Source organism: Streptomyces sp. NPDC040622, from assembly GCF_055593965.1.
On sequence record NZ_JBVIXD010000014.1, the window covers coordinates 109,454 to 130,025 of the forward strand.

At 70.1% G+C, this 20,572-nt stretch carries 19 protein-coding genes; 11 read left to right on the forward strand and 8 right to left on the reverse strand.

Going from position 1 to position 20,572, the window contains the following annotated elements; all coding sequences use genetic code 11:
• Positions 1-39 precede the first annotated feature (39 nt).
• Positions 40-1,107, reverse strand: a complete 1,068-nt coding sequence (locus ACZ592_RS34400) for a BUD32 family EKC/KEOPS complex subunit (protein WP_471585631.1) — start codon at positions 1,105-1,107, stop codon at positions 40-42.
• Between the two features lie 104 nt (positions 1,108-1,211).
• On the opposite strand from ACZ592_RS34400, the gene ACZ592_RS34405 reads away from it, so the two are divergent.
• The 4 genes from ACZ592_RS34405 (at position 1,212) to ACZ592_RS34420 (ending at position 6,865) form a co-directional block, all read left to right on the forward strand.
• Complete coding sequence (locus ACZ592_RS34405; RefSeq protein ID WP_471585632.1) at positions 1,212-1,523, forward strand: trypco2 family protein; 312 nt, start codon at positions 1,212-1,214, stop codon at positions 1,521-1,523.
• Positions 1,524-1,628: 105 nt separating this feature from the next.
• Positions 1,629-5,843, forward strand: coding sequence for a trypsin-like peptidase domain-containing protein (locus ACZ592_RS34410; protein ID WP_471585633.1), 4,215 nt, complete (start codon positions 1,629-1,631; stop codon positions 5,841-5,843).
• Positions 5,844-5,996: 153 nt separating this feature from the next.
• Positions 5,997-6,215, forward strand: a complete 219-nt coding sequence (locus ACZ592_RS34415) for a TetR family transcriptional regulator C-terminal domain-containing protein (protein WP_471585634.1) — start codon at positions 5,997-5,999, stop codon at positions 6,213-6,215.
• Between the two features lie 380 nt (positions 6,216-6,595).
• Entirely contained in the window at positions 6,596-6,865 is a 270-nt protein-coding gene (locus ACZ592_RS34420) for a hypothetical protein (RefSeq protein ID WP_471585635.1), read from the forward strand.
• Between the two features lie 91 nt (positions 6,866-6,956).
• Here ACZ592_RS34420 and ACZ592_RS34425 read toward each other — a convergent pair whose 3' ends face one another.
• A complete protein-coding gene (locus tag ACZ592_RS34425) occupies positions 6,957-7,922 on the reverse strand; it encodes a DUF4331 family protein (protein ID WP_471585636.1) in 966 nt (321 codons plus the stop codon).
• Positions 7,923-8,396: 474 nt separating this feature from the next.
• Here ACZ592_RS34425 and ACZ592_RS34430 point away from each other — a divergent pair, with 474 nt between their 5' ends.
• Positions 8,397-8,795: a hypothetical protein gene (locus ACZ592_RS34430; RefSeq protein ID WP_471585637.1), complete on the forward strand. Its 399-nt coding sequence runs from the start codon at positions 8,397-8,399 to the stop codon at positions 8,793-8,795.
• 193 nt (positions 8,796-8,988) lie between these two features.
• Here the strand turns inward: ACZ592_RS34430 and ACZ592_RS34435 are convergent, their stop codons facing one another.
• Together ACZ592_RS34435 and ACZ592_RS34440 are read right to left on the reverse strand one after the other, a co-directional pair.
• Complete coding sequence (locus ACZ592_RS34435) at positions 8,989-9,192, reverse strand: hypothetical protein (protein ID WP_471585638.1); 204 nt, start codon at positions 9,190-9,192, stop codon at positions 8,989-8,991.
• 15 nt (positions 9,193-9,207) lie between these two features.
• Positions 9,208-10,347, reverse strand: coding sequence for a serine hydrolase domain-containing protein (locus ACZ592_RS34440; RefSeq protein WP_471585639.1), 1,140 nt, complete (start codon positions 10,345-10,347; stop codon positions 9,208-9,210).
• A gap of 628 nt (positions 10,348-10,975) precedes the next feature.
• Here ACZ592_RS34440 and ACZ592_RS34445 point away from each other — a divergent pair.
• Positions 10,976-11,185, forward strand: a complete 210-nt coding sequence (locus ACZ592_RS34445; protein ID WP_471585640.1) for a DUF6243 family protein — start codon at positions 10,976-10,978, stop codon at positions 11,183-11,185.
• 282 nt (positions 11,186-11,467) lie between these two features.
• Here the strand turns inward: ACZ592_RS34445 and ACZ592_RS34450 are convergent, their stop codons facing one another.
• Positions 11,468-12,127: an MSMEG_1061 family FMN-dependent PPOX-type flavoprotein gene (locus ACZ592_RS34450; protein ID WP_471585641.1), complete on the reverse strand. Its 660-nt coding sequence runs from the start codon at positions 12,125-12,127 to the stop codon at positions 11,468-11,470.
• A 177-nt stretch (positions 12,128-12,304) separates the two neighbouring features.
• On the opposite strand from ACZ592_RS34450, the gene ACZ592_RS34455 reads away from it, so the two are divergent.
• Positions 12,305-13,036: a S1 family peptidase gene (locus ACZ592_RS34455; RefSeq protein WP_471585642.1), complete on the forward strand. Its 732-nt coding sequence runs from the start codon at positions 12,305-12,307 to the stop codon at positions 13,034-13,036.
• Here the strand turns inward: ACZ592_RS34455 and ACZ592_RS34460 are convergent.
• On the reverse strand, positions 13,023-13,508 hold the full coding sequence (locus tag ACZ592_RS34460) for a Dabb family protein (protein WP_471585643.1): 486 nt from the start codon (positions 13,506-13,508) through the stop codon (positions 13,023-13,025). The two genes, ACZ592_RS34455 and ACZ592_RS34460, sit on opposite strands and share 14 nt — an antisense overlap.
• A complete protein-coding gene (locus ACZ592_RS34465) occupies positions 13,505-14,137 on the reverse strand; it encodes a TetR/AcrR family transcriptional regulator (protein WP_471585644.1) in 633 nt (210 codons plus the stop codon). The genes ACZ592_RS34460 and ACZ592_RS34465 overlap by 4 nt, the downstream gene beginning before the upstream one ends.
• 1,277 nt (positions 14,138-15,414) lie before the next feature.
• On the opposite strand from ACZ592_RS34465, the gene ACZ592_RS34470 reads away from it, so the two are divergent.
• The 3 genes from ACZ592_RS34470 (at position 15,415) to ACZ592_RS34480 (ending at position 18,878) form a co-directional block, all read left to right on the forward strand.
• Complete coding sequence (locus tag ACZ592_RS34470; protein WP_471585645.1) at positions 15,415-16,200, forward strand: MgtC/SapB family protein; 786 nt, start codon at positions 15,415-15,417, stop codon at positions 16,198-16,200.
• A 331-nt stretch (positions 16,201-16,531) separates the two neighbouring features.
• Complete coding sequence (locus ACZ592_RS34475; RefSeq protein ID WP_471585646.1) at positions 16,532-18,055, forward strand: catalase; 1,524 nt, start codon at positions 16,532-16,534, stop codon at positions 18,053-18,055.
• A gap of 157 nt (positions 18,056-18,212) precedes the next feature.
• Positions 18,213-18,878, forward strand: a complete 666-nt coding sequence (locus ACZ592_RS34480) for an SDR family NAD(P)-dependent oxidoreductase (protein ID WP_471585647.1) — start codon at positions 18,213-18,215, stop codon at positions 18,876-18,878.
• Positions 18,879-18,899: 21 nt separating this feature from the next.
• Here the strand turns inward: ACZ592_RS34480 and ACZ592_RS34485 are convergent, their stop codons facing one another.
• Positions 18,900-19,877, reverse strand: a complete 978-nt coding sequence (locus ACZ592_RS34485) for a GNAT family N-acetyltransferase (RefSeq protein ID WP_471585648.1) — start codon at positions 19,875-19,877, stop codon at positions 18,900-18,902.
• Between the two features lie 66 nt (positions 19,878-19,943).
• Here ACZ592_RS34485 and ACZ592_RS34490 point away from each other — a divergent pair, with 66 nt between their 5' ends.
• Complete coding sequence (locus tag ACZ592_RS34490; protein WP_471585649.1) at positions 19,944-20,570, forward strand: TetR/AcrR family transcriptional regulator; 627 nt, start codon at positions 19,944-19,946, stop codon at positions 20,568-20,570.
• Positions 20,571-20,572 lie beyond the last annotated feature (2 nt).

The window sequence follows — 20,572 nt, forward strand, 5'->3', positions numbered from 1 at the left end:
CTCGTCCTCTTTCGGCTTGGTCGAGTATACGGAGTGACCTCAGCCCATCCGCAGCTGAATTTCCTCCGCCGGGTACGGAACGTTCCGACTCTCGTGCTGCAGCCTGCCGCAGAAATCCGTCACGACCGCAGCCAGCGGCGCGTGCCGGGCCAGGAGCGCCCTCATTCCGGGCGGACAGTCCGGGGGAGTCTGCCCGTCGGCGCAGGCCCGGATCAGCGTTTCCCGATCCGCGCGTCCGTATCCGTACAGGCCGGTGACGAGCGAGTTCACGAGGTAACTGAGGGTGTACGCCCGGTCGTACGACCTGTGCCTGTCGAAGAAGGCGATTTCGGCAGGCGACAGGTCGAACCGTGAGGACAGGGCCAGGCCGAAATCGGTGAAGTAGAGGCGGCGGCCGTCGGTGAGGATGTTCTGGAAGTGGGCATCGAAATGCAGGAGTCCACGGTCATTCATGAACGAGGTGCCGGCAAGGAGCTCCTTCTCGACCAGGGAACAGGCCCGGTCGGCGATCGCGCCACCGGCGCGCACCTGACCGGTGAGCCATTCCCGCAGCGTTCCGGGAATGTACTCCAGGAACAGCACGAGGCTCGCGGACGACTTCTTGATGGCCTCGATACGGTGGCGTACGGCGTCTCCTCCACCCCAATAGGCCACAGCCTTCTCCACGTCGGCCAGTTCCTCGGGGAGGGCGGGAGCCGCGTCCGGCAGCACACGCCAGTGATACATCAGGGGAAAGCTCTGGTGCTGCCCGGTCAGCACCCAGTTCGTGGTCATGGTGTGGGCGGCGAGCTCCCGCCACACCCCGAGGCCCGGACTGCCGATGCCGTACTGGCAGTGGACGGGCAGATCGAACACATTGGCCGTGGAACGGACATGAGCCGGCCGGAGCTCCCTCTCGGTGACGGGCACGCGCTTCACGAAGACGGACACGCCGTCCACCTTCAGCAGCGCTGACGTCCCGCCGATCCCGGAGCCGAGCGGGGCGGCAGCACTCACGAGATCGCGCAACTCCCGGTCGCCGCACAGGGCCAGGGCGGTGGCGGCGGTGCTGTACGCGCCTTCGCGCTCATCGGGCCGGGCGGTCGGCTGTCTGGCCGTTGTCGGCATCCGGAGAACAACCTCGATTCCCGGGGCCGCGGGTGCCGCCCGTGTCCGCAGTACGACCCTTGTAGGATCCCGGTCCTGACGGGCAAGTGTACGAGGGGGCGAGCGTGATTGAACTGTCGGACCTAATAGGCGAGTTGCGGAGTCAGCTGGCGGTAGCCATGACCGACGGCGCGGACGAGGCGGTGCGGTTCGAGCTCGGTCCCGTCGAGGTGGAGGCGACCGTCGCCGTCAGCCGCGAGGGGGGAGCGGACGCCAAGGTACGGCTGTGGGTCGTCGACGCCGCGGCCCATGGCAGGCACTCCCGGGCCGAGACGCAACGGATCACCGTCACGCTGCTGCCGAAGGCCGCGGGTCACGGACAGGAACCGACTGCCACGTTGTTCATCGGCGATGACGAAGTCGACGGTGAGCGGTGAGCGCGTCCGGGGACCGGCGGTGAGCGGGCCTCCCCGCGGGTGCGACGGCCGCTCGGCGCACGGTTCGTCCGCCGGACCGGAACGCCGTGCGTCGGGAGCGGCCGGGTGCTGACGGCGGCGTTGGTGGCCGAAGTCATCGCCGAGTCCGCCGACGGCGGCCGTGGGCGGCGCGGTTCGGGGTATCTGGTCGCGCCCGGGAGGGTGCTGACCGCCGCGCACGTCGTCGGCGGGGCGTCCGGTGTCCGTGTCCGCTTTCAGGCGGACCTGCCCGACGAGCGAGTCGTCGTGGCCCGCGTCGCGTGGGCGCACCGGGGGATCGACATCGCCGTGCTCGCGATCGAGGACACCGCGGTGGACGCCGCGCCGGCCTCCTACGGCCGGCTCGGCGAGCAGGACGCCGTGGTCCGCTGCACATCCCTGGGCTTCCCGCTCTTCAAGTTGCGTACGGGTGAGGACGGTTCGCGCTTCCGCGACGCGGAACACGTGCAGGCCAGCTGCGCCGCCCTGTCCAACCGGCGCGAGGGGACCCTCGACCTCAACGTGGACTCGCCCCCACCGGGCGGCTGGGCGGGAATGTCCGGCGCGGCCGTATTCAGCGGCAAGCACCTGATCGGCGTCGTCACCCGCCACCACTTGTCCGAGGGCCCAGGGCGCATCGCGGCCGGCCGGGTGGACCGGTGGGCGCAGGCCCTGGCACCCGACGAACTAGGCGCGCTGGAGGAGGTGCTGAAGTCCCCTCTGCGTCCTCAGCTGCTCCCGGACGTCATACCTCCCTCCCCTCAGGACCTCCTTCGAGAGTCTTACCGGGCACACCTGCGCGACTTCGCGCCGGAGGACCTGAAGGACCGACGTGCTGAACTCGCGCACCTCGTCGAGTTCTGCGGCGGCAACGATCCCTACCTGTGGATCCAGGGCCCGCCCTGGGCGGGCAAGACCGCACTGGCCGCGTGGTTCGCCCTCCACCCGCCGCGCGGGGTGGTGCCGGTCTGGTACTTCGTCACCGCGCGCTACGCCGGACAGGCGGACAGCCTCGCCTTCTCCGAAGCCCTGGTCGACCAGCTCGCCGTGATCGCCGGACGCGAACCGTCGGCCCGGCCCACGTCGGCCGCCCACAACGGGGAACGCAGCCTGCTGCTGCGCCAGGCGGCCGAACGCGTACAGAGCCAGGGGCGCACCCTGCTGCTGATCGTCGACGGTCTCGACGAGGACCAGTCGCTCCAGCCCACCGGTTCGGGTCCCAGCGTCGCCTCCCAGCTGCCCGAGCGTCTACCGCCCGGAGTCCGCGTCCTGGTCACCAGCCGGCCCGGCCCCGGCGTCCCCTCCGACGTCACAGGAGGCCACCCGCTGCGCGAGTGCCGGGTCCTGTCCCTCACCGCGAACGCCGCGTCGCTGCACACCGAACACGAGGCTCGGCACGAGCTCCGGACAGCGCTGAACGGCGCCGGCACGGAACGCGACCTGGTCGCGCTGTTCACCGCGGCACGCGGACCGCTGAAGGTCGAGGACCTGTGCGCCCTCACCCGGGAGCCGGAGTTCACACTGCGCCATCTGCTGGACAGCCGCTTCGGCCGCATCCTGCGGCGCAGCGGCAGCGTCCCGATGGAACAGCCCGGGGACGGGGACAGGGCGAGAGGCAGGGACGATGCAGCCCTCTCCGCGAGCGAACCCGGTTACGTGCTGGCCCACGAGACGCTGCTCGCGGTGGCCCGACAGGAGTTCGGCCGGGACCTCGCACCCCATCTGGAGCGGCTGCACGCCTGGGCGGCCGGGTACGCCAGGGAGGGCTGGCCGGCCACCACCCCGGCGTACCTGCTGCAGCCCTACGGCCGCATGGCCGCGACTGTGACGGACCCAGCGGGCATCCGGCTGGCCGTCCAGCTCGCCACGGACCCTTCGCGACACGCTCGGCTGCACGCCGCGACGCGGAACGACGCGGCGTGTCTCGCCGAGATCGCCGCCGTGCACGACAGTGTGCGCCGGTCCGGCACACAGGATCTGACCGCGCTGACGGCACTGGCGGTGGCGGGGGACCTGATGGCCCGCCGCAACGAGGAACTGCACCTGGACGTACCGGCGGTCCACGGACGACTGGGCAGGGTCCGGTTCGCGACCGGGCTGGCCCGCAGTGTCTTCCACCCGCTGAACCGGGGCATCGCCCTGACGAAGCTGGCCCGCGCCGTGGCAGAGGCGGGTGACCGGCGTGCGGTGAACCTGGCGCAGGAGGCCGTACGGCTGATCGACACCGAAATCGGCGGACGCCACCCGATGACGGCGACGCACTCCTGGTGGCGGGCGAAGGGCATACAGGCCGGAGCTCTGGCGGCGACCGGTCACAAGGAGCGGGCCGTCCTCCTGCTCTCGGAACTGCCCTGCCCCTCGACCTCCGACGACGCGACAGGTCTGGTCATGGCCGTGACCCTCGCAGCTGAATTCGTGCGGGACGCGCAGGCCATGGACGGGCCGCTGCGTGCCGCCGAGGCCGTTCTCGGAGACGTCGTCCACCGGGCGGCCCGTGCCCAACTCCTGTCCGGTCTCGCGCAGGCGTGGGCCGACTGCGGTCGTCCGGAGGAACGCGAGCGCCTTCACGACGCGCTGCTCGACCTGGTCGACTCGACCCCGACGGATCGGCAGTTCGTACCCATCGCCGTGGACGCCCTGCGGCCTACGCGTCCCGAGACGGCGCGGAGACTCCTGACGCGTGCCCTCGGGCAGGACCGGCCGCATGCGCCCGGATGGGTCAGCCGCACGCCCGACGCCGTGTACGCCCTGGTCGCCACGCGCAGCATGGACGAGGTGCGGCGTCTCCTGCGCAAGACGGAACGCGGCGATGCCCCCCTGCCCGGGAGCCCCAAGATGTACGACGAACGGGCCATCGCGCAGTACCTGGCAGAGGGGTGGGCGCGCGAGGGCGGGACCGAAGCCGCGTGGGGCGCGCTCGCGACCACGTGGAGCAACGGTGTCCCCTACGAGGGTGGCAGCGCGGGGACCGTCGCCGGGCTGCTCGCGGAGGCCGGGCGCAGCGAGGAGGCCGAGGCCTGGCTTGCGACGGCGACCGAGGTCCCGCGGAAGGCGGCCGCCGAGGCATTGTCGGCCCTGGCCCTCCACCATGTGACGGGGGACCCGGGGCGTGCGCTGCGTCTGCTCGACCGGGCTGTGCACGGCTTTCCCGGGCAGCGGCGCGAACTCTCCCTCTACCAGCAGAACCAGTTCGTCGAGCTCGCGGCCGGAATGGCGTCGGCGGGGCGCCGCCACGACGCCGAACGCCTGGTGGCAGCTCTCACCGACAGAGCCGTGCAGGCCCGCGGCTGGAGCGCCGTCTCTCTCGCTGTCCGGCCGGACAGCCGACTGCGCGCCCTGCGGCTGGCTCGGCGCGCCGTGTCGCTGCTGCCCGCCGACGTCGACTTGGGCGAGTCACCGGGCGCGGCCACCGCCGTCGCCCAGGCACTGGTGTGCGCAGGTGCGAAGCGCAGCGCATTGCGCGTGTTCAAGGAACACGCGCCCACCAGCGCACGTTCCGAGTCCTACCTGCGTCGGATGAGGATCCGGCTGATACCGCCCTTGTGGGCACACGACCCGCGGGCGGCGGGTCGCATGGCCGACGAGGTGCTCCGGAGCCTGACCGAGGACGAGGACGAATTCGTGATCGTCGCCGAACTGCTCGCCGCCATCGGCCACCGGGACGCCGTACGCGCCTCGGCGGTGACGGAGCTTCTAGAGGCGCGCGCTCCCCGTTCCTACCGCTTCTACCTCAAACGTTCACGGCAACGGTGGGCCTCGGCGTTCGGGTACCACACGCCCCACTGGTTGGACCTGATGCTGGCCTGCGTCCTGGAGGCCACGACGGACCCCGAGCACGCGCGCAGTGACTACCTGGACGCCCTGGCCGACGAGCACGGCGACGCACCGCTTCCGGCCCCGCAGGCCGGGGCGTTCGCGCTCGCGTACGCGGCCCTCTCCGATCACGACACCGCGTCGGTCCAGGCACGCCGGAGCCGCGGCGGGTTCGGGCGCGCGGAGGTGCGGTCGCGTGTCGCGGCCTATGTCGCCTGCCTGCCGACCGATGCGGCGGCACCGCTCTTCGAGGGGTGGGACGACATCCTGCCTCTCTTCCACCGGCTGACCTCGCTGCTCCTGTCCCCGTCGTCGGGCCCCGACATCCCGCACGCCAAGGACCTGTTGGCGGAGGCGCTCACCGCCGACGGCTGGCATTATGCGGTGCCGGTGCTCACACATGTGGCTCCCGAAGCCGTCCTGCGGGCAGGCGAGATGGTGCTCGCGGAACTCGACGGCCACGGGAAGGTCGCGGACCGTACGGGATGAAGGCGGCGAAGGACGAGGCGCTGCGGGTGCTCCGTCTCGTTATGCATCGGACCGCGTACCGGGCGTCGAGGACCTCCGCCGCCGCGGCGGCCTGCCTCGGATCCGGCGCGGCCGCCCGCGTACGACGGCCGCCCCGGCCGGGTCCGCGACGCGGTGGCCGAGGTGTGGTCGCGCCGGCGGGACCAACTGCGGGCGGACCTGACCGCGGCGGTGGACGACGGCGAGCTGCCTGTCGGGTTCGACGTCGAGCAGGCGCTGTGCGAGTTCGTCGCCACCGGTCTCGCACTGAACGCGGCCATGCGGCTCCAGCACGACCGGTCGGCCGCGGACCGGTCCCGCCGCGCCATCGAACGGGCCTTGGACCGGTCCTGACCGCGAGTGTGTCGTGCGTGACGCCGAGGTCATGAACCGCCTCGGTGAAGTCGGCCGTCTGCTCGGGACCTTCGCCCACGGCCCCCCCCGGCTCTCTCCTGCCCCTGTGGCTTCACAGATACGAACCTCACCATCGCCCGCGGCAATACGACATGACCACGACGACCTCTCTGGTGTCCTCCGCTCACCTGCCCGGTTACGGCAAGTCGAGACGTGTTTTCGGGTGCACGCCCGGGCAAGGTCTCGTGCCCGTTCGCTTCCGCAAGGTTGCCTGTGAGTCTCTGGAGGTGTGCGGGCTCTCCGCGTGAGACTGGTGCGGTCGGCTCGCCGATCCCTGGGCGTGACCAGCCCAGAGGTGAAAGACAAGCAAGGAGACAAGTATGAAGTCGTGGCGTACTCGTATCGGGGTCGGTCTCGCTGTCGGAGCGGCGGCGGTCGCCATTCCGCTGACCAGTACCAGTGCCTTCGCGGCGGGTCCGCCGCCCGGTGACGGCTGGCAGCCGGTCGGCGGCGAGTCGTTCAACTCCTGGCAGGCCTGCTACGACCAGATGCAGAGTGATCTCGCGCTGAACCCGCAGTACCACGAGGCCACCTGCGTCAGCGACCCCCAGCCGGGCCTCCCCAACTTCTACTCGGAGTGGATGCGCTGAGCGGGGCGTCCAGGGGCTGATCGCGTACGAGGCCCGACCGGGCGAGGCCACGGCCCACGCTCACGGAGCAGGGGCCGTGGCCTTGTCCGGGTCAGTCACGCGCGTGCGGATTCCCCAGGTAGGGAAAGTCGCTACGAAGGTCGGTGTGGGGCCGCAGCCCGTCGTGGGGCACCGTGCCGTTGCTCAGTTGGGCGATCCCCATGTTGATGACATCGTCGGTGAGGTTGCGGCCGTTGGGGAATCCCGCGGCGCTCGCGTAGTCATACGTCTGCAGGTCCGGGAGCAAGCCTTCCGCGAGAGCGGCGGCGCGCTCCTTGGGGTGGCCCGCCTGTTCGAAGACGCGCGCGAACTTGTCGAGGAAGCCCTCGCGGTCGTGAGACGGTTCCTGTTGGTTCCATACGCGCTTGTCGTCGTCGCTCTGGTTGAAGTTGGCGTCGACTCCGGGCCGCCCGGCCCGGTCGCCCTGGACCAGCCGGCCCTCGTGCGGAACCAGGACCCTGGCCCAGACACCCACCTGCGGGTTCGGGCCGAGCGCACTGTTGGGGACCTCCAGCACGATGCCGAACACGTTCTTGTCGGCGAAGAAGTCCTCGCCTGTCCACTGGAACTTGTCGCTCGCGCCGACCGGGTCGGCGAAGAACGGGTCGCTGCGGAGCCCGGCGAAGAGCCTGAAGTCGCCCGCCACGGTGATCCGAGGCTCGGAGTCGAAGGTTACCGGCGCGTCGAGAAGGATCGTGTCCCCGGCGCCGAGGTCGGCAGCGGCCTCCCGGCCGGTCGCCAGTTGCAGACTCGCGGTCTGGGCGTTCTCCCGCACCGGTGAGAAGCGTATGCGGAAGGCGATGTCGGTGACCGCGTCGGCGTCGGTGTCCACGCCGAGCTCGTAGACCGACTCGTGGTCGACGGCGTCGTCGGTGATCGGTGAGGTCGGATTGATGTTGACCACCAGGATCGTCTTGCTCGCATCGCCTGGCTTCTGAAACACGTAGAGGTCGGTGATGTGGCCCCTGGGATCCATGCTCGTGGGGCTGATGCCCAGGCCGGAGACGTGGTGTGCCATGACGCGACTCCCATCGGGTGGCTGTGCGGGCCGAGTTGCACGGCGGTGCGGCGTGCGGTGGAGCGGCGTGCGGTGGAGCGTTGGGCAGTTCGTCGCGCATGACGCGGGGCCCGGCGCTGCCCTCCCGCTCCGGGACGATCACCCGTTGCCGACTTGCTCGTACGTCGTTGCGTGCGTCCCTCCTGGCGTGAGGAATGTCGAGAGCAACGGTCTTCCTGTCGCCGTCGGCTGCATATCCGTCATCCGGCGTATTTGCGGTGCGGTGCTGGGAAGGCGAGCAGATCGGTAGTCGGCAGCTTCCTTGCGCATGCAGGCCAACTGGCGAGTATTTCGGCCAAGTTGCGCCTCGGTGCATCTCTATGGGCGCCGTATAGGTTGGTGCGCATGGATGTGAGGGGGTGTCTTGGGTGCGACCTTTTGGCAGGGCGGCGGGACTTGCCTGGGGGCATCCTGCACGAAACCGCTGGATGGGTGGTGAATCACGTCGTCGGTCCGATGAATCTCGGGACCTTGATCGTCGGTCCGCGGGAGCATGTCGTGGCCGTCGCGGAGCTCGACGACCCAGCGGCGGCGGCACTGGGGCCACTGCTGCGCGACACCGCTCGTGTCGTGGAGTCGTTGTGCAGGCCTGAGCAGACCTACGTATGTACGTGGTCGCATGGCCGCGACGCCCGCAAGCACCTGCACATCGCGGTCCAACCGGTGACGGCCGAGGTGATCGCACGCTATGGCGGGTTGCGCTCCGAGCAGCTCCAGGCCCGGATGCTGGCGGACGGTTTCGAGCCTGACATCACGGAGATCGAGCAGTTCTGCGAGCGGGCTCGCGAGCTGTTCCGAGCGATCACCGTCGGTCGCACCCAGGACCGTGGCTGATCACCGGTGCCACCGATCTGCCCACGCGCCGGCCCCGCGCATCCGCTCGTACGGCGACTCGATGCCTCACCGTAGACGGCCAGGTCCGGGATGCCGAGCATGTCGGTGATCCGGTCCGCCGCCGCGCACCGGTGGACGCCTGCACTGGCCAGGGTGATGCGCTGCGCGTGTGTGTCCGGGAGGGCCCGGCACATCAGTCCTCGGCCGCACGGGACAGCGCTTCGGCGAACATGCGGATGCCGAAGTCGGGGTCGTCGGTGTGGCGGTTGATGTGCTCGGCGAGGAGGAAGGTGAGGGCTTCCAGGGCGGTCAACTCCTCCTGGAGGGCGGCGGCAGCAGCGGTTGCGGGCAGAAAGGAGCACGCCCTGTCGCCGACGAGGCGAATGGGCTGGTTCAAGAGGCGCCGACGCCCCTAACTCACGCCCCGCGCAGGGACCTTGCCGCAGAACTCGGCCTCGATCACATCGGTGTACATCGAGCTGTCCCGCAGCCAGTCGCCGTTGATGTTGAACGTCAGCTGATGCTTGGCGTCCGCCGTGCCGACCATCGCGGACAGCGAGCCGTTGGTGCGGCCACTCTTGCCCACCACCTGAACCCCGCAGGACAGCTCGGCGAACTCGACGCCGAGCCCGTACCCGATGCCCCCTCCGTCCGGTACTTCGTCGAGCATCTCCCTCATCTGCGCCCGCGGCAGCAACTCACCGCGCATCAGGGCCCGCTGGAAACGATTGAGGTCACTCGTGGTGGAGATGATGTCGCCTGCCGCGCCGAGCCACGTCATGTTCTGCTCCGTGGCATCGACCACGTCGGCGTCGGGGGCCTTCTGATGGAGCCGGGAGTATCCGACGGGGTGGGGGTTCGGCAGCTGTGGCGCCGTGCCGGGGAACGACGTCCCGCGCAGTTTCAGTGGGCCGATGATCCGGCGGGTGATCTCCCGCGCGTACCCGTGCCCCGTCGCCTTCTCGATGACCATCCCGGCGATCACGTAGTTGGTGTTCGAATATTGGGGCGCTTTCTCCGGTTCAGGGTGCGGCGGCTGCTTCAGCGCCGTCGCCACGAGCTCTTCGGGTGTGTAGGTGTCGTAGCGATGCTCCCGGAATCCGGGACCCGCGGAGTTGTGGGCGATGACGGGGTCTTCGGTGTAGTTGGCGATGCCGCTGGTGTGGTTGAGCAGGCGGCGCAGAGTGATCTTGCTGCCGTCGTACCCGTTGCCCCGGACCAGACCCGGCAGCCATGCGTCGACGGTGTCGTCCAGACTCAGCCTCCCCTCTGCCTCCAGCTGGAGCAGGACGGTCGCGATGAAGGTCTTGGTGATACTGCCCCCGCGGAAGTGATCGGCGGCCGACCTCTCACGCCCTGTTCCGGTGTCGGCGTACCCGGCCTTGCCTGCCCAACGCCCCTTGCTGTCACGGACCGTGGCGGCGACGCCGGGCAGCTCCCCCTCCTCGACCAACGTACGCAGCGCGGCCCGGGTCGCTGCGTGCCCCCGATCCGGCCGATCCACCGCGTGCACCGGGGGAGCGATGGTGACCGCGCCCAACAGTGCGGCCATCAGGGTCGCGCATGACGTCGTACGTGCAGCCCACCGCTTCATGGTGTTGTCTCCAGATCATCGTCTCCGAGGGGCCGGTTGTGCCCCTGTGCTGTGTGTGACGTCGGCCTTGGGCTGCACAGTTGGCCGTGGGGCGAAGGTGGGGACCGTGGTACTACGTGATCAGGACCTGGGGCCGACCATGCTCCGCCCACGTCCGACCAGGGCAGGATGCCGAATCCGGCGGCAGGCGTCCGCACTGACCTCCAGCTGGCTGAAGCCGGGCACCGATGCGCGGTGGGGCTGGGGTTGCGTGAGTACGTCGCCGGCCCCTGCGCCTCGGACGACCGGTACGGTCCGACGACCGACCCGACCGACCCGACCGACCCGACCGACCCGACCCACCCGACCGACCCGACCGAATGGGAACGGCTGGTCCCGGGTGCTCGCCGAAGGTCCGTCCGACGCCTGGACGGCCAAAACGTGGTGTGCGGGGCCGAAAGAACCGGGTAACGTCTTGGTCATGTTCTTCCAGACACTGATTTACGAGTAAGAGCGTGACGGGCCCCTGCCGACGTCCTGCTGCGTCGCCGCGCCCGTTCCCCACCGATGAATCCGTAGATCACTTCACATCATTCCGGGAGAACCCGTGAGCAAGAACATCAACAACCCCGTGGGCATGGGCGGCGGCAAGCGCAAGAAGCTGTCGCGCGCCGAGCGGCAGAACAACGGTCCGCACCGCAACCTCGACCGCCAGGGTGCCGCCGAGCAGAAGGCGGAGCTGGTGCGCAAGATGCGCGAGAAGGTAGGCGGAGCCGAGGCCGCCGGGCAGACGGGCGACGACTCCGCCCAGAGCTGACGCACCGCCACAGCCGGGCGGCACCCGCACGGGGCGGGGCCGGGTCGCGAAGCGCATGATGCGCGGCCCGGCCCGGCCCGGCGCGATGCAGGCGTGGGCCCGGGCAGCGGCGGCCCGCCGCCCGGACCCGCGCCCCGGCCGAGCGGACCTCGCCGGCCGCATGGGTGGCTGTCAGGATGTCGCCGCTCGTGTCGATGACGACGCCGGTCGGATCCATCGCATGCTGTTGGCGGCGAGTTTTCGATCCTCGGGGCCGGGGTTCAGTATCGGTTGGCCGGCCCGTTACTCGTAGCGGTACTTCAGCGAGTCCGCCTCCGCCTGCTCGATGTCGGCGATCGTAAGCTCCGGCATCCGCAGTTGGGCCAGTGTCACCTCGGCCGAGGCGGGCTGGGCGTCCGCCGCCAGCCATTGCTCCGGCTTCCAAGCGCTGCTGCGCAGGAGCGACTTGGGGCAGTGCGGGTACACCTCTTCGATCCCCAGCACCAGCGCACTGGCCGGCGGCTTGCCCACGGCGGTCAGCTGCGACAGCAGTTCCGGGCGGGTGGAGACACAGGCCCGGCCATTCACCCTGAGCGTCGTGGTGCGCCCCGGGACGATGAACAGCAGCCCGGCCCGTCCGGTGGCGATGACGTTCTGCAGGGTGTCCAGACGCTTGTTGCCGGTCGCGTCCGGTATCGCCACCGTCCGCGTGTCCAGGACGGCGACGAACCCGGCGGGACCGCCACGCGGGGAGACATCGCAGTTGCCGTGGGCGTCCGCGCTGGCGACCAGGACCAGTGATGAGCAGCCGATCAACCTCCGTGTCTGGTCAGTGAGTTCGGTCATCTGCTTGCGCACGGCCGCGTCCTTGGGGAGTTCGTAGGACCGGCGCAGCGTCTCCATGTCGGCCACGGCGTCGAGACGGAGCGAGTCAAACGCGCTGTTGGCAAAGGGTGTCGTCATGTCTGCGACCCTATGGGGCCGACGTGTCGCCGATCTTTACGGGTCACCGTGCTGCCCCGGTGCCGCAGGGCGACGTGGCAGGGCGATGTCGCGGCGCTCGGACGGAACGCTTTTGCTCAGCAGGGTCTCTCACTACCTGTACGGCTGTGCGCCCCCTGTGAGGAGTTGTTCTTCAGAATGCGTCGTTTTCGTGTACTGCTGCTGACCGTCCTGGTCCTGGTCGCGGGCTCGGTGATGTCGTCCGCTCCGGCCTTCGCCGTCATCGGCGGATCCAAGAGCACCTACGCCCCATGGGCCGTACGGATGCTCGTCGACGGCAAACCCGCGTGCACCGGGACAGCCGTCGCCCGCCAGTGGATCCTCACCGCCTCCCACTGCTTCTACGAGCAGGCCCGGCCGGTCGCCGACAAGCGGATCTCCTTCCGGGTGGGCAATCTCGACATGCGGAGAGGCACCACGGTCCGCCCCATCCCTCGTCAGCGCGTGGGCAGCTCGCACGCCGACATGATGCTCGTCAAGGTCCCGCCGATGAATGTCCGCACGGCGCGCCTGGCCACGGTCGGCGTCCACCGCGGCCAGGCGGTGCGCGTGTACGGGTGGGGCGCCACCTGCACCAGGGATGAGAGCGCCTGCCAGTCTCCCGTCCTCAAGCAGTCGGACCTGAAGGTCGTACGGGCCGACGACCCCCTGTGCGCGGGTCACACCGCCCCGGGCGGACCCGACTTCTGCATGAAGAAGGTCTCCGGGATCCCCGCAGGGGGCGACTCCGGCGGGCCGACGATGACCGTCGGCCCGCGCGGCACCGAAACCCTCATCGGCGTCTTCAACGGCTCCGACCGGGAGAAGAGCGCCGAGGCCGGTGAGGTCTCCCAGCAACTCTCCTGGATCCGGTCAGTCATTCGGCGGTAGTCGGCTGCTCAGTGCCGTGGGCGGGCTTCGGTGCCCCGGCGGGCCGGTGCGCGTCGGCGGGATTGGTGGGGGTCGGCGCGCTGCTGCCGGAGTAGGAGGGCAGGTCGGCGACCAGCTTGGTGAGGGCCGGATCGCCCGCGTAGCGTCGCGCGTGCAGATCGGCGATCTTCTGGGCCATGTCAGGGTCGTCCTGGTCTGTGGTGTCGTAGGAGACGAAGGACTCCAGCAGCGGCAGACCGATCCGGTCGGTGTGGGCGTGGGAGGGAGCCATCAGGTACTCCCAGTACCCGTCGAGGTCGTCGAGGACGAAGACGGCGCCGTACTCGAACTCGCCGCCGATGTCTCGGCCGACGACGTACCGTGTGACCGCGTCGATCGACTCGCCCTGGTTGCGCAGGCTGGCGAGAGCCTCCTCGCGCTGCTGGGCGGTGGCCGTCGCCTTGAAGGTGAAACGGTTGTGGTGGTAGATCATTTCTCTCCCTTGACGGTTCGAAGGTGGCCTTGCGGGGTCGCGGCCGAGGCCGACCAGTAGCTGAGCAGCGCCGTCACCGCCTGGTCGGCCAGGCGCAGGGCGCGGTCGAAGCCGACGTCATCGATCGACCCGATGCACGCGAGGCCGTGCAACGTGCCCCACAGCAGGTCGCAGGCATCCTCGACACAGACTGGCTCGGCCGCGGTCTCGGCCGCCCACGCGCTGATGAGTTGCCTGGTGAAGGCGATGACGTCGGTGGCGGCGGCGCGGCGGGTGGCGGCGTCGACATCCGTGCCGGGTGTGCCCGACATGAGCTGGTACAGGACCGGCCGCGACCGGGCGAACTCCAGATACGCGGCCGCGGCCAGATGTGGGCCCCGTGACGCCGGTCCACCGGCCACCGCGGCGCGCATCCGCTGCGCCAGCTCGCCGTTGACCCGCTCCAACAGCGTGTGCAGTACGGCCTCTTTGCTCGGGAAGTGCTGGTAGATCACCGGCGCGCTGTAGCCGATCTCGGCGGCGATCCGCCGGATGGTCACTGCCCGCCAGCCCTCTGCCTCGGCCATCCGGCCCGCTGTCTCCAGGATCTCGGCGAACGTCCGCTGCCGTACCTCTTCCCGCTTCCCCACCACAAACCCCTAACGCTGTTAGGAAATCTAACGCCGTTAGTATTGTGTGTGTCCCCGCGCCCGTCAAGCCGTCGGCACGGCCGGAAGCGACGGCAGTCGGGCCGACGAGTTCGCCGATCACCTGATGTCTTCCCCGCGGCCTTCCCGTCCCCTCGGCGGACGGACCAGCACGCGCCGGATCCCGGTGCCCTGCGGGGGAGACGGAAACCAGGGAGCCCACCACGACGGTGTGCCGATCCTCGTCCTCGCTCACTCACGCTCGGCGCGGCCGCGATCGGGGATGCCCAGTGTCAGCTCCCCGGCTTGATCCTCCAGGTTCCATTTCCCCTTTTGGCAGGCGTGGTTGCTGACCCAGTACACCCAGTACACCCAGTACACGAGGACGCCGTCGCGCAGGGAGCGGGAGAGGAGGGCCGGCGACCACCCGTTGCCGCCGTGGTGCCACGCGAGGCGCCCGGTGCGGCCGTCGCGGGTGAAGGAAGGCGGCGACTGGCCCCGAGGCCGAGCGGGTTCCGTGCGCGGTGGGTGAGCGGGCGGTTCGCCGATCGGAACGCCCGCTCAGCGACGCCGGCGCCAGCAGTGCTGCCAGGAGGGCGGCGGCCGTGGTGCTCATAGCGGTGGTGGCCGCAGTGGCGACACGGCGGCGGGAGTGGTGGGGCAGGGCCATGCGATTCAAGGCGTGGTCCGGCCTGAGCTTCCGGCAGTTGGACCGCGGGGCGGCAGCGGCCGGGCACGTTCTTCCCCACTCCGCGGCGGCGACGCCGCCGGGCAGGGACCGGCTGCCGCGCAAGGAAGCGGTGGCCGCGCAAGGAAAGGGTGGCCGCGTTCGTGGCGGCGTGCGGGGTGGGGGAGACCGGGGCGCGGGGGTGACCGGCGGCTCACACCGCCATCGCTTGCGGGGGCACACCGGCTCCGTACGTGGAACAGACCGTGCGGGGTGAGAAGCGACCGCGAGAGCCGGAACGGGCCCGAGCGTCGGAACGGCCGCGCGCGCCGGGGTGGCTGTCACCGCCCCGGCGGTCACGCTGGGTCCGTGCCGGCGCGGCGGTCCTGCTGGCCGCGCTCCTGGGCGGGGCGGTGGCGAGGGGAAGCTTCACCGACACCGAGGAAGTCCACGAGACGCGGACGACGTCCGAGGGGCGGTCGGCCCCGGGGCGTGACGCCGCGTGGACCGGCGGCGCCATGGATGAAACCCGCCCTCGCCCCGGAACGCGACAAGCCGGAGCCGTGGTGGATCACGTCATCACCGTGGCGGATCGAAGTGGAACAATCGGCGCATGTTGTCGACCGCTCACGCGCTCCAGTCGAGCGCTGCCCCGCTCCTCGACGCGAGGGCGGCCCCACTCTTCGATACGAGCGCAGGGCAGGGCGCACGCCAGTTCGCCGAGCTCGGGCTCGCCCTCCTGCTGTCCCTGCTCATCGGGGTGGAACGCGAGGCGCGGCAGAAGAGCGCGGGGATGCGGACGCACACGCTGGTCGGCGTGGGCAGCGCGCTGTTCATGTCGGTCTCCATCCACGGCTTCGGCGGCGCCGCCGACCTCGCGGGGGTGTCGTTCGACCCGTCGCGCGTGGCCGCCCAGATCGTGTCCGGGATCGGCTTCATCGGCGGCGGGCTGATCTTCGTCAAACGGGATGCCGTGCAGGGGCTGACCACGGCCGCGACCATCTGGCTGACCTGTGGGATCGGGATGGCGTGCGGCGGCGGGCTTCCGCTGCTGGCCCTCGGGGCCACGGCCGTGCACTTCCTGGTCGTGCGAGGGCTTCCGCGTCTGACGGACCGCATCCCGCTCAAGGCCCGGTCGCGGCCGGTGGACCTGGCGGTGGTGTACGACCGCGAGCGCGGACTGCTGGGCCAGGTGCTTGAACGGACAACGAGTGCTGGGTTCCGGGTGGCGGCGATACGAGTGACACAGGAGGGCGACGAGGGCGGTGCGCCGACGCGGGCCCGGGCGGCGCTCAGGCTGGAGGGAACGGCGGAGATCCACCCCTTGGTGGAGGAGCTGTCCCAGGTCGACGGCATCCGAGAGGTCGGTCTCGGCGCGGCGGCCGACGCGACCGAGTGACGCCGGGCGCCGGGCGGCGGGCGGTGGTGCAGCCATGACCGCGGCCCGGATGTCACTTTCGGTGACAGCGGTGGGGGTAGGTCGCTGACAGTCACCCCGCTGCCCAGGTGCTCGCCCCGCCCTATGATCGGAGAATGTCCCAGGAAATGACGCATTGCCCGGGGGAGCGACGTGATGAGGTCTTCACGGCCGGGGTCGCGTGGTGAGGGGTATCGGAGTCGCCCATGTTTGGTCTCCTCGCGTCACGGTTAACCGGAGTATCGCGACGCTGTTCTGTGGGCGTTTGTCCGAGCGACGTCGCGGCCCAGGCCGCTGAACGGAAGGCAGACCGATGACCGACGATTCACGCAAGCCGACCACCACCGATTCCGGCGCCCCGGTGGAGAGTGACGAGCACTCGCTCACCGTCGGCCCGGGCGGTCCGATCCTGCTGCAGGACGCCTATCTGATCGAGCAGATGGCGCAGTTCAACCGGGAGCGGATCCCCGAGCGTCAGCCGCATGCCAAGGGAAGCGGCGCCTTCGGCCACTTCGAGGTGACCAACGACGTCAGCGCCTACACCAAGGCGGCCGTCTTCCAGCCCGGCACCCGGACCGATCTGGTCACCCGCTTCTCCACCGTCGCGGGCGAGCGCGGCAGCCCCGACACCTGGCGGGACCCCCGCGGCTTCGCGGTGAAGTTCTACACCAGCGAAGGCAACTACGACATGGTGGGCAACAACACCCCCGTGTTCTTCGTGAAGGACCCGATGAAGTTCCAGCACTTCATCCGGTCCCAGAAACGCAGGGCCGACAACAACCTGCGCGACCACGACATGCAGTGGGACTTCTGGACCCTCTCGCCGGAGTCGGCGCACCAGGTCACCTGGCTGATGGGCGACCGCGGTATCCCGCGTACCTGGCGGCACATGAATGGGTACACGTCCCACACGTACATGTGGATCAACGCGCAGGGCGAGCGCTTCTGGGTGAAGTACCACTTCAAGACCGACCAGGGCATCGAACACTTCACCCAGCACGAGGCCGACCAGATGGCCGCGGCCGACACGGACTACCACACCAGGGATCTGTTCGAGCACATCCGCGACGGCGAGTACCCGAGCTGGACGCTGCACGTGCAGGTCATGCCGTACGAGGACGCGAAGGACTACCGGTTCAACCCCTTCGACCTCACCAAGGTGTGGCCGCACGCCGACTACCCGCTGATCGAGGTCGGCCGGATGACCTTGGACCGCAACCCCACGGACAACCACGCCGAGATCGAGCAGGCGGCCTTCCAGCCCAACAACCTCGTTCCCGGCATCGGCCCGAGCCCGGACCGGATGCTGCTGGCCCGGCTGTTCTCGTACGCGGACGCCCACCGTCACCGCATCGGCGGCAACTACCAGCAGCTGCCGGTCAACGCCCCCGTCGCCCCGGTGCACACGTACTCGAAGGACGGGGCGATGGCGTACCGCAAGACCAGCGACCCGGTCTACGCGCCGAACTCCAAGGGCGGCCCGGCGGCCGACACCGACCGCTACGGCAACCCGCCCAGCTGGTACGCGGACGGGGACATCACCCGGGCCGCCTACGTCTCGCACGCCGAGGACGACGACTGGGGCCAGCCCGGCACCATGGTGCGCGAGGTCCTCGACGACGCGGCGCGCGACCGGCTGGTGGACAACGTCGTCGGCCATCTCCTCAACGGAGTGACCGAACCCGTACTGCAGCGCGCCTTCCAGTACTGGTCGAACATCGACAAGTCCATCGGTGAGCGCATCGAGCAGGGCGTTCGCGCCAAGGCCGGAGAGAAGGACCCCAAGGCGGAGGAGCAGGGCAACCCCGCACGACGGGACATGCAGGCCAAGGCCTGAGCCTGCCCGGCACAGCGGCCCCGACCGTTCTTTCGTCGAGGGCCGCTGCGGCGTGCGGAGGGCAGGGCTCGTGGGAAAGGAAGAACCCCTTGCGGCTCGAAGGCAAGGTGGCCGTCGTGACCGGCGGCAAGCGCGGCCTGGGGCTTGAGATCGACCGGTGCTTCGTCCGGGAGGGCGCCACGGTCGTCCTCGCCGACGTGCTCGACGCGCAGGCCAGGCCCTCGGCGCGCGTCCCTTCACGTGCGACGTCACCGACGAGGAGTCGGTCAAGGCCCTGGCCGCGTACGTCACCGACACGTTCAGCGGCCTGGACGTGCTGGTCAACAACGCCGGTGTGGAGTTCGCCAAGACGCTGGTCGACACGACGGCGGACGAGTGGGACGGCCTCATGGCGGTCAACCTGCGAGGGGTGTTCCGCTGCTCCAAGTACGCCATCCCCGTCATGGTGGAGCGCGGCGGCGGTGTCATCGTCAACGTCGCCTCCGAACTGGCGCTGGTCGCCGACGCCGGCGTGGCCGCGTACTGCGCGTCCAAGGGCGGTGTGCGCCAGCTGACCAGGGCCGTCGCGGTCGACCACGCGGCTCACGGCGTACGCGCCAACACGCTCTGCCCCGGCCCGGTCTCCACCGAGCTGATGGAGGGCGTGTTCGAGGCGAGCGACGACCCGGACGCCCTGCGCGCCGACTTCACGCGCCGGATTCTCCTGGGGCGCATGGGACGGCCCGAGGAGATCGCGTCGGCGGCGCTCTTCCTGGCGTCGGAGGAGTCCTCGTTCATGACGGGTGCGGACCTGGTGGTCGACGGGGGATGGACCGCGCGCTGATCCGCTCCCGGGGCCCGGCAGTCACGCAGGGCCGGGAGCGTCGTCCCAGGCCAGAGAGGACATCCGCCACCCCGACGGAGTGAGCAGGAACTGCGTGGTCTTGTGGCCGGAGCCCTCGAACCACGTGCCGTGGTGGTAGCCGGACTTGCGGTACGCGCTGAACCGGTGCGCGATCGACCCGAAGACCTCGGTCCGTTGGGAGACCTCCCGTTCGGAGAACTCCGTCAGCGTCCCGTCCGTGAGCATCTTCTGCCGGGGCTCGATGAACGCCTCGACGTCGTAGACCACGGGCTCGGCCCCGACGTTCGAGATGATCATCCCCTGCGGAACGAAGAGGTCGCGGATGACGCCGAGGTCGGGCTCGACGTCCCCGGTGGTGGTGAAAGCGCCCATGAACGCACCCATCAGCCGGTCCAGTTCGGCATGGACGTCGGCTCCGGGCTCCGCGCCGGCGGAGAGCGCAGGCCATTCCTCGGCGAGAACCGACCAGACCTCGGTATCGCGCCGCACGCCTCGGTACGCGGAGTGCCGGCGCAGTACGCCTTCACGCGTCATGCCCAGCCGTCGCGCGACGGTGATGCTGCGGGTGTTGCCCGCCGCGACCCACCATTCGACACGGCTCATCCCGCGTTCCTGGAACGCCCAGTCGATCAACATCCGGCAGGCCCGGGTCACCAGGCCCCGCCCCTCCCCGGCCGGCTCGGTCCAGCAGCCGACCTCGCACACCCCGGTCGCGCTGTCGAAGCGGGTGAACATGACACCGCCGACCAGCGTCCCCTCGAGCCAGATCCCGTAGATCCGGCCGGCGTCCTGGGCCAGCCGGTCCGAGTAGCGCTGGAGGGTGGCCGTGGCCGATTCGAGGTCGGTGCTGAAGGTCGCCCAGGGTATCCACGGGTCCACGGAGTCCCGGGCACGATCGATGTGAGTGAGGAACTCCCGCGCCTGCCAGGGCTCCAGGGGGCTGAGTCGGGCATGGTCGCCGAGCGGCAGGGTGAACATGAGTGCCTCGCTCTCCGGTCTCTCTCGGTCTGTACGTAACAAGCGTTCGGTACGTAAGGTAGCAGCATGCCGCCCGCACCCGGAGACCGTGAAGCCCGCCGCAAGGACGTGTCCGAGGCGGTGTGGAACGTACTGGCCGAGAAGGGATTCGGCGGGCTGACCCTGCGCGCGGTCGCCGCCGCCATGGGCGTCTCGACGGGGATGCTCATGCACTACTTCCCGACGAAACGTGCCCTGATCACGCATGCCCTGGACCTCCTGGAGAAGCGCACCGCGGAGCGGCCCCGCCGCGCGCGCCCCGCGCCGGGCCTCGCCACCGTGCGCGTGATGCTCCTGGACATCCTGCCGCTGACCCCGGGCGACACCGCCCGCAACCGCATCTGGGTCAGCTCCTGGGACCTCTCCCTCGCCGACGACGGGCTGACCGGCGAACAGGCCGACCGCTACACCAGGCTGCGCTCCACCATCCGCCCGCATCTCGAAGAGGCCCGTGACCTCGGCGAGCTCCCCGCGGACGCCGACCCGGAACGACTGGCCGCAGCCGCCGTCGCCTTCACCCACGGCCTCGTCGTCCAGGCCCTCTTCGACCCCGACCGCTTCCCCGAACGCGTGCAGTCGGCCATGGTCGACGACTTCCTCGCGTCGACCGGGCGGTCTCACTCCCCGAGGGGCGGCAGCGGGTCGCCCACCTGACA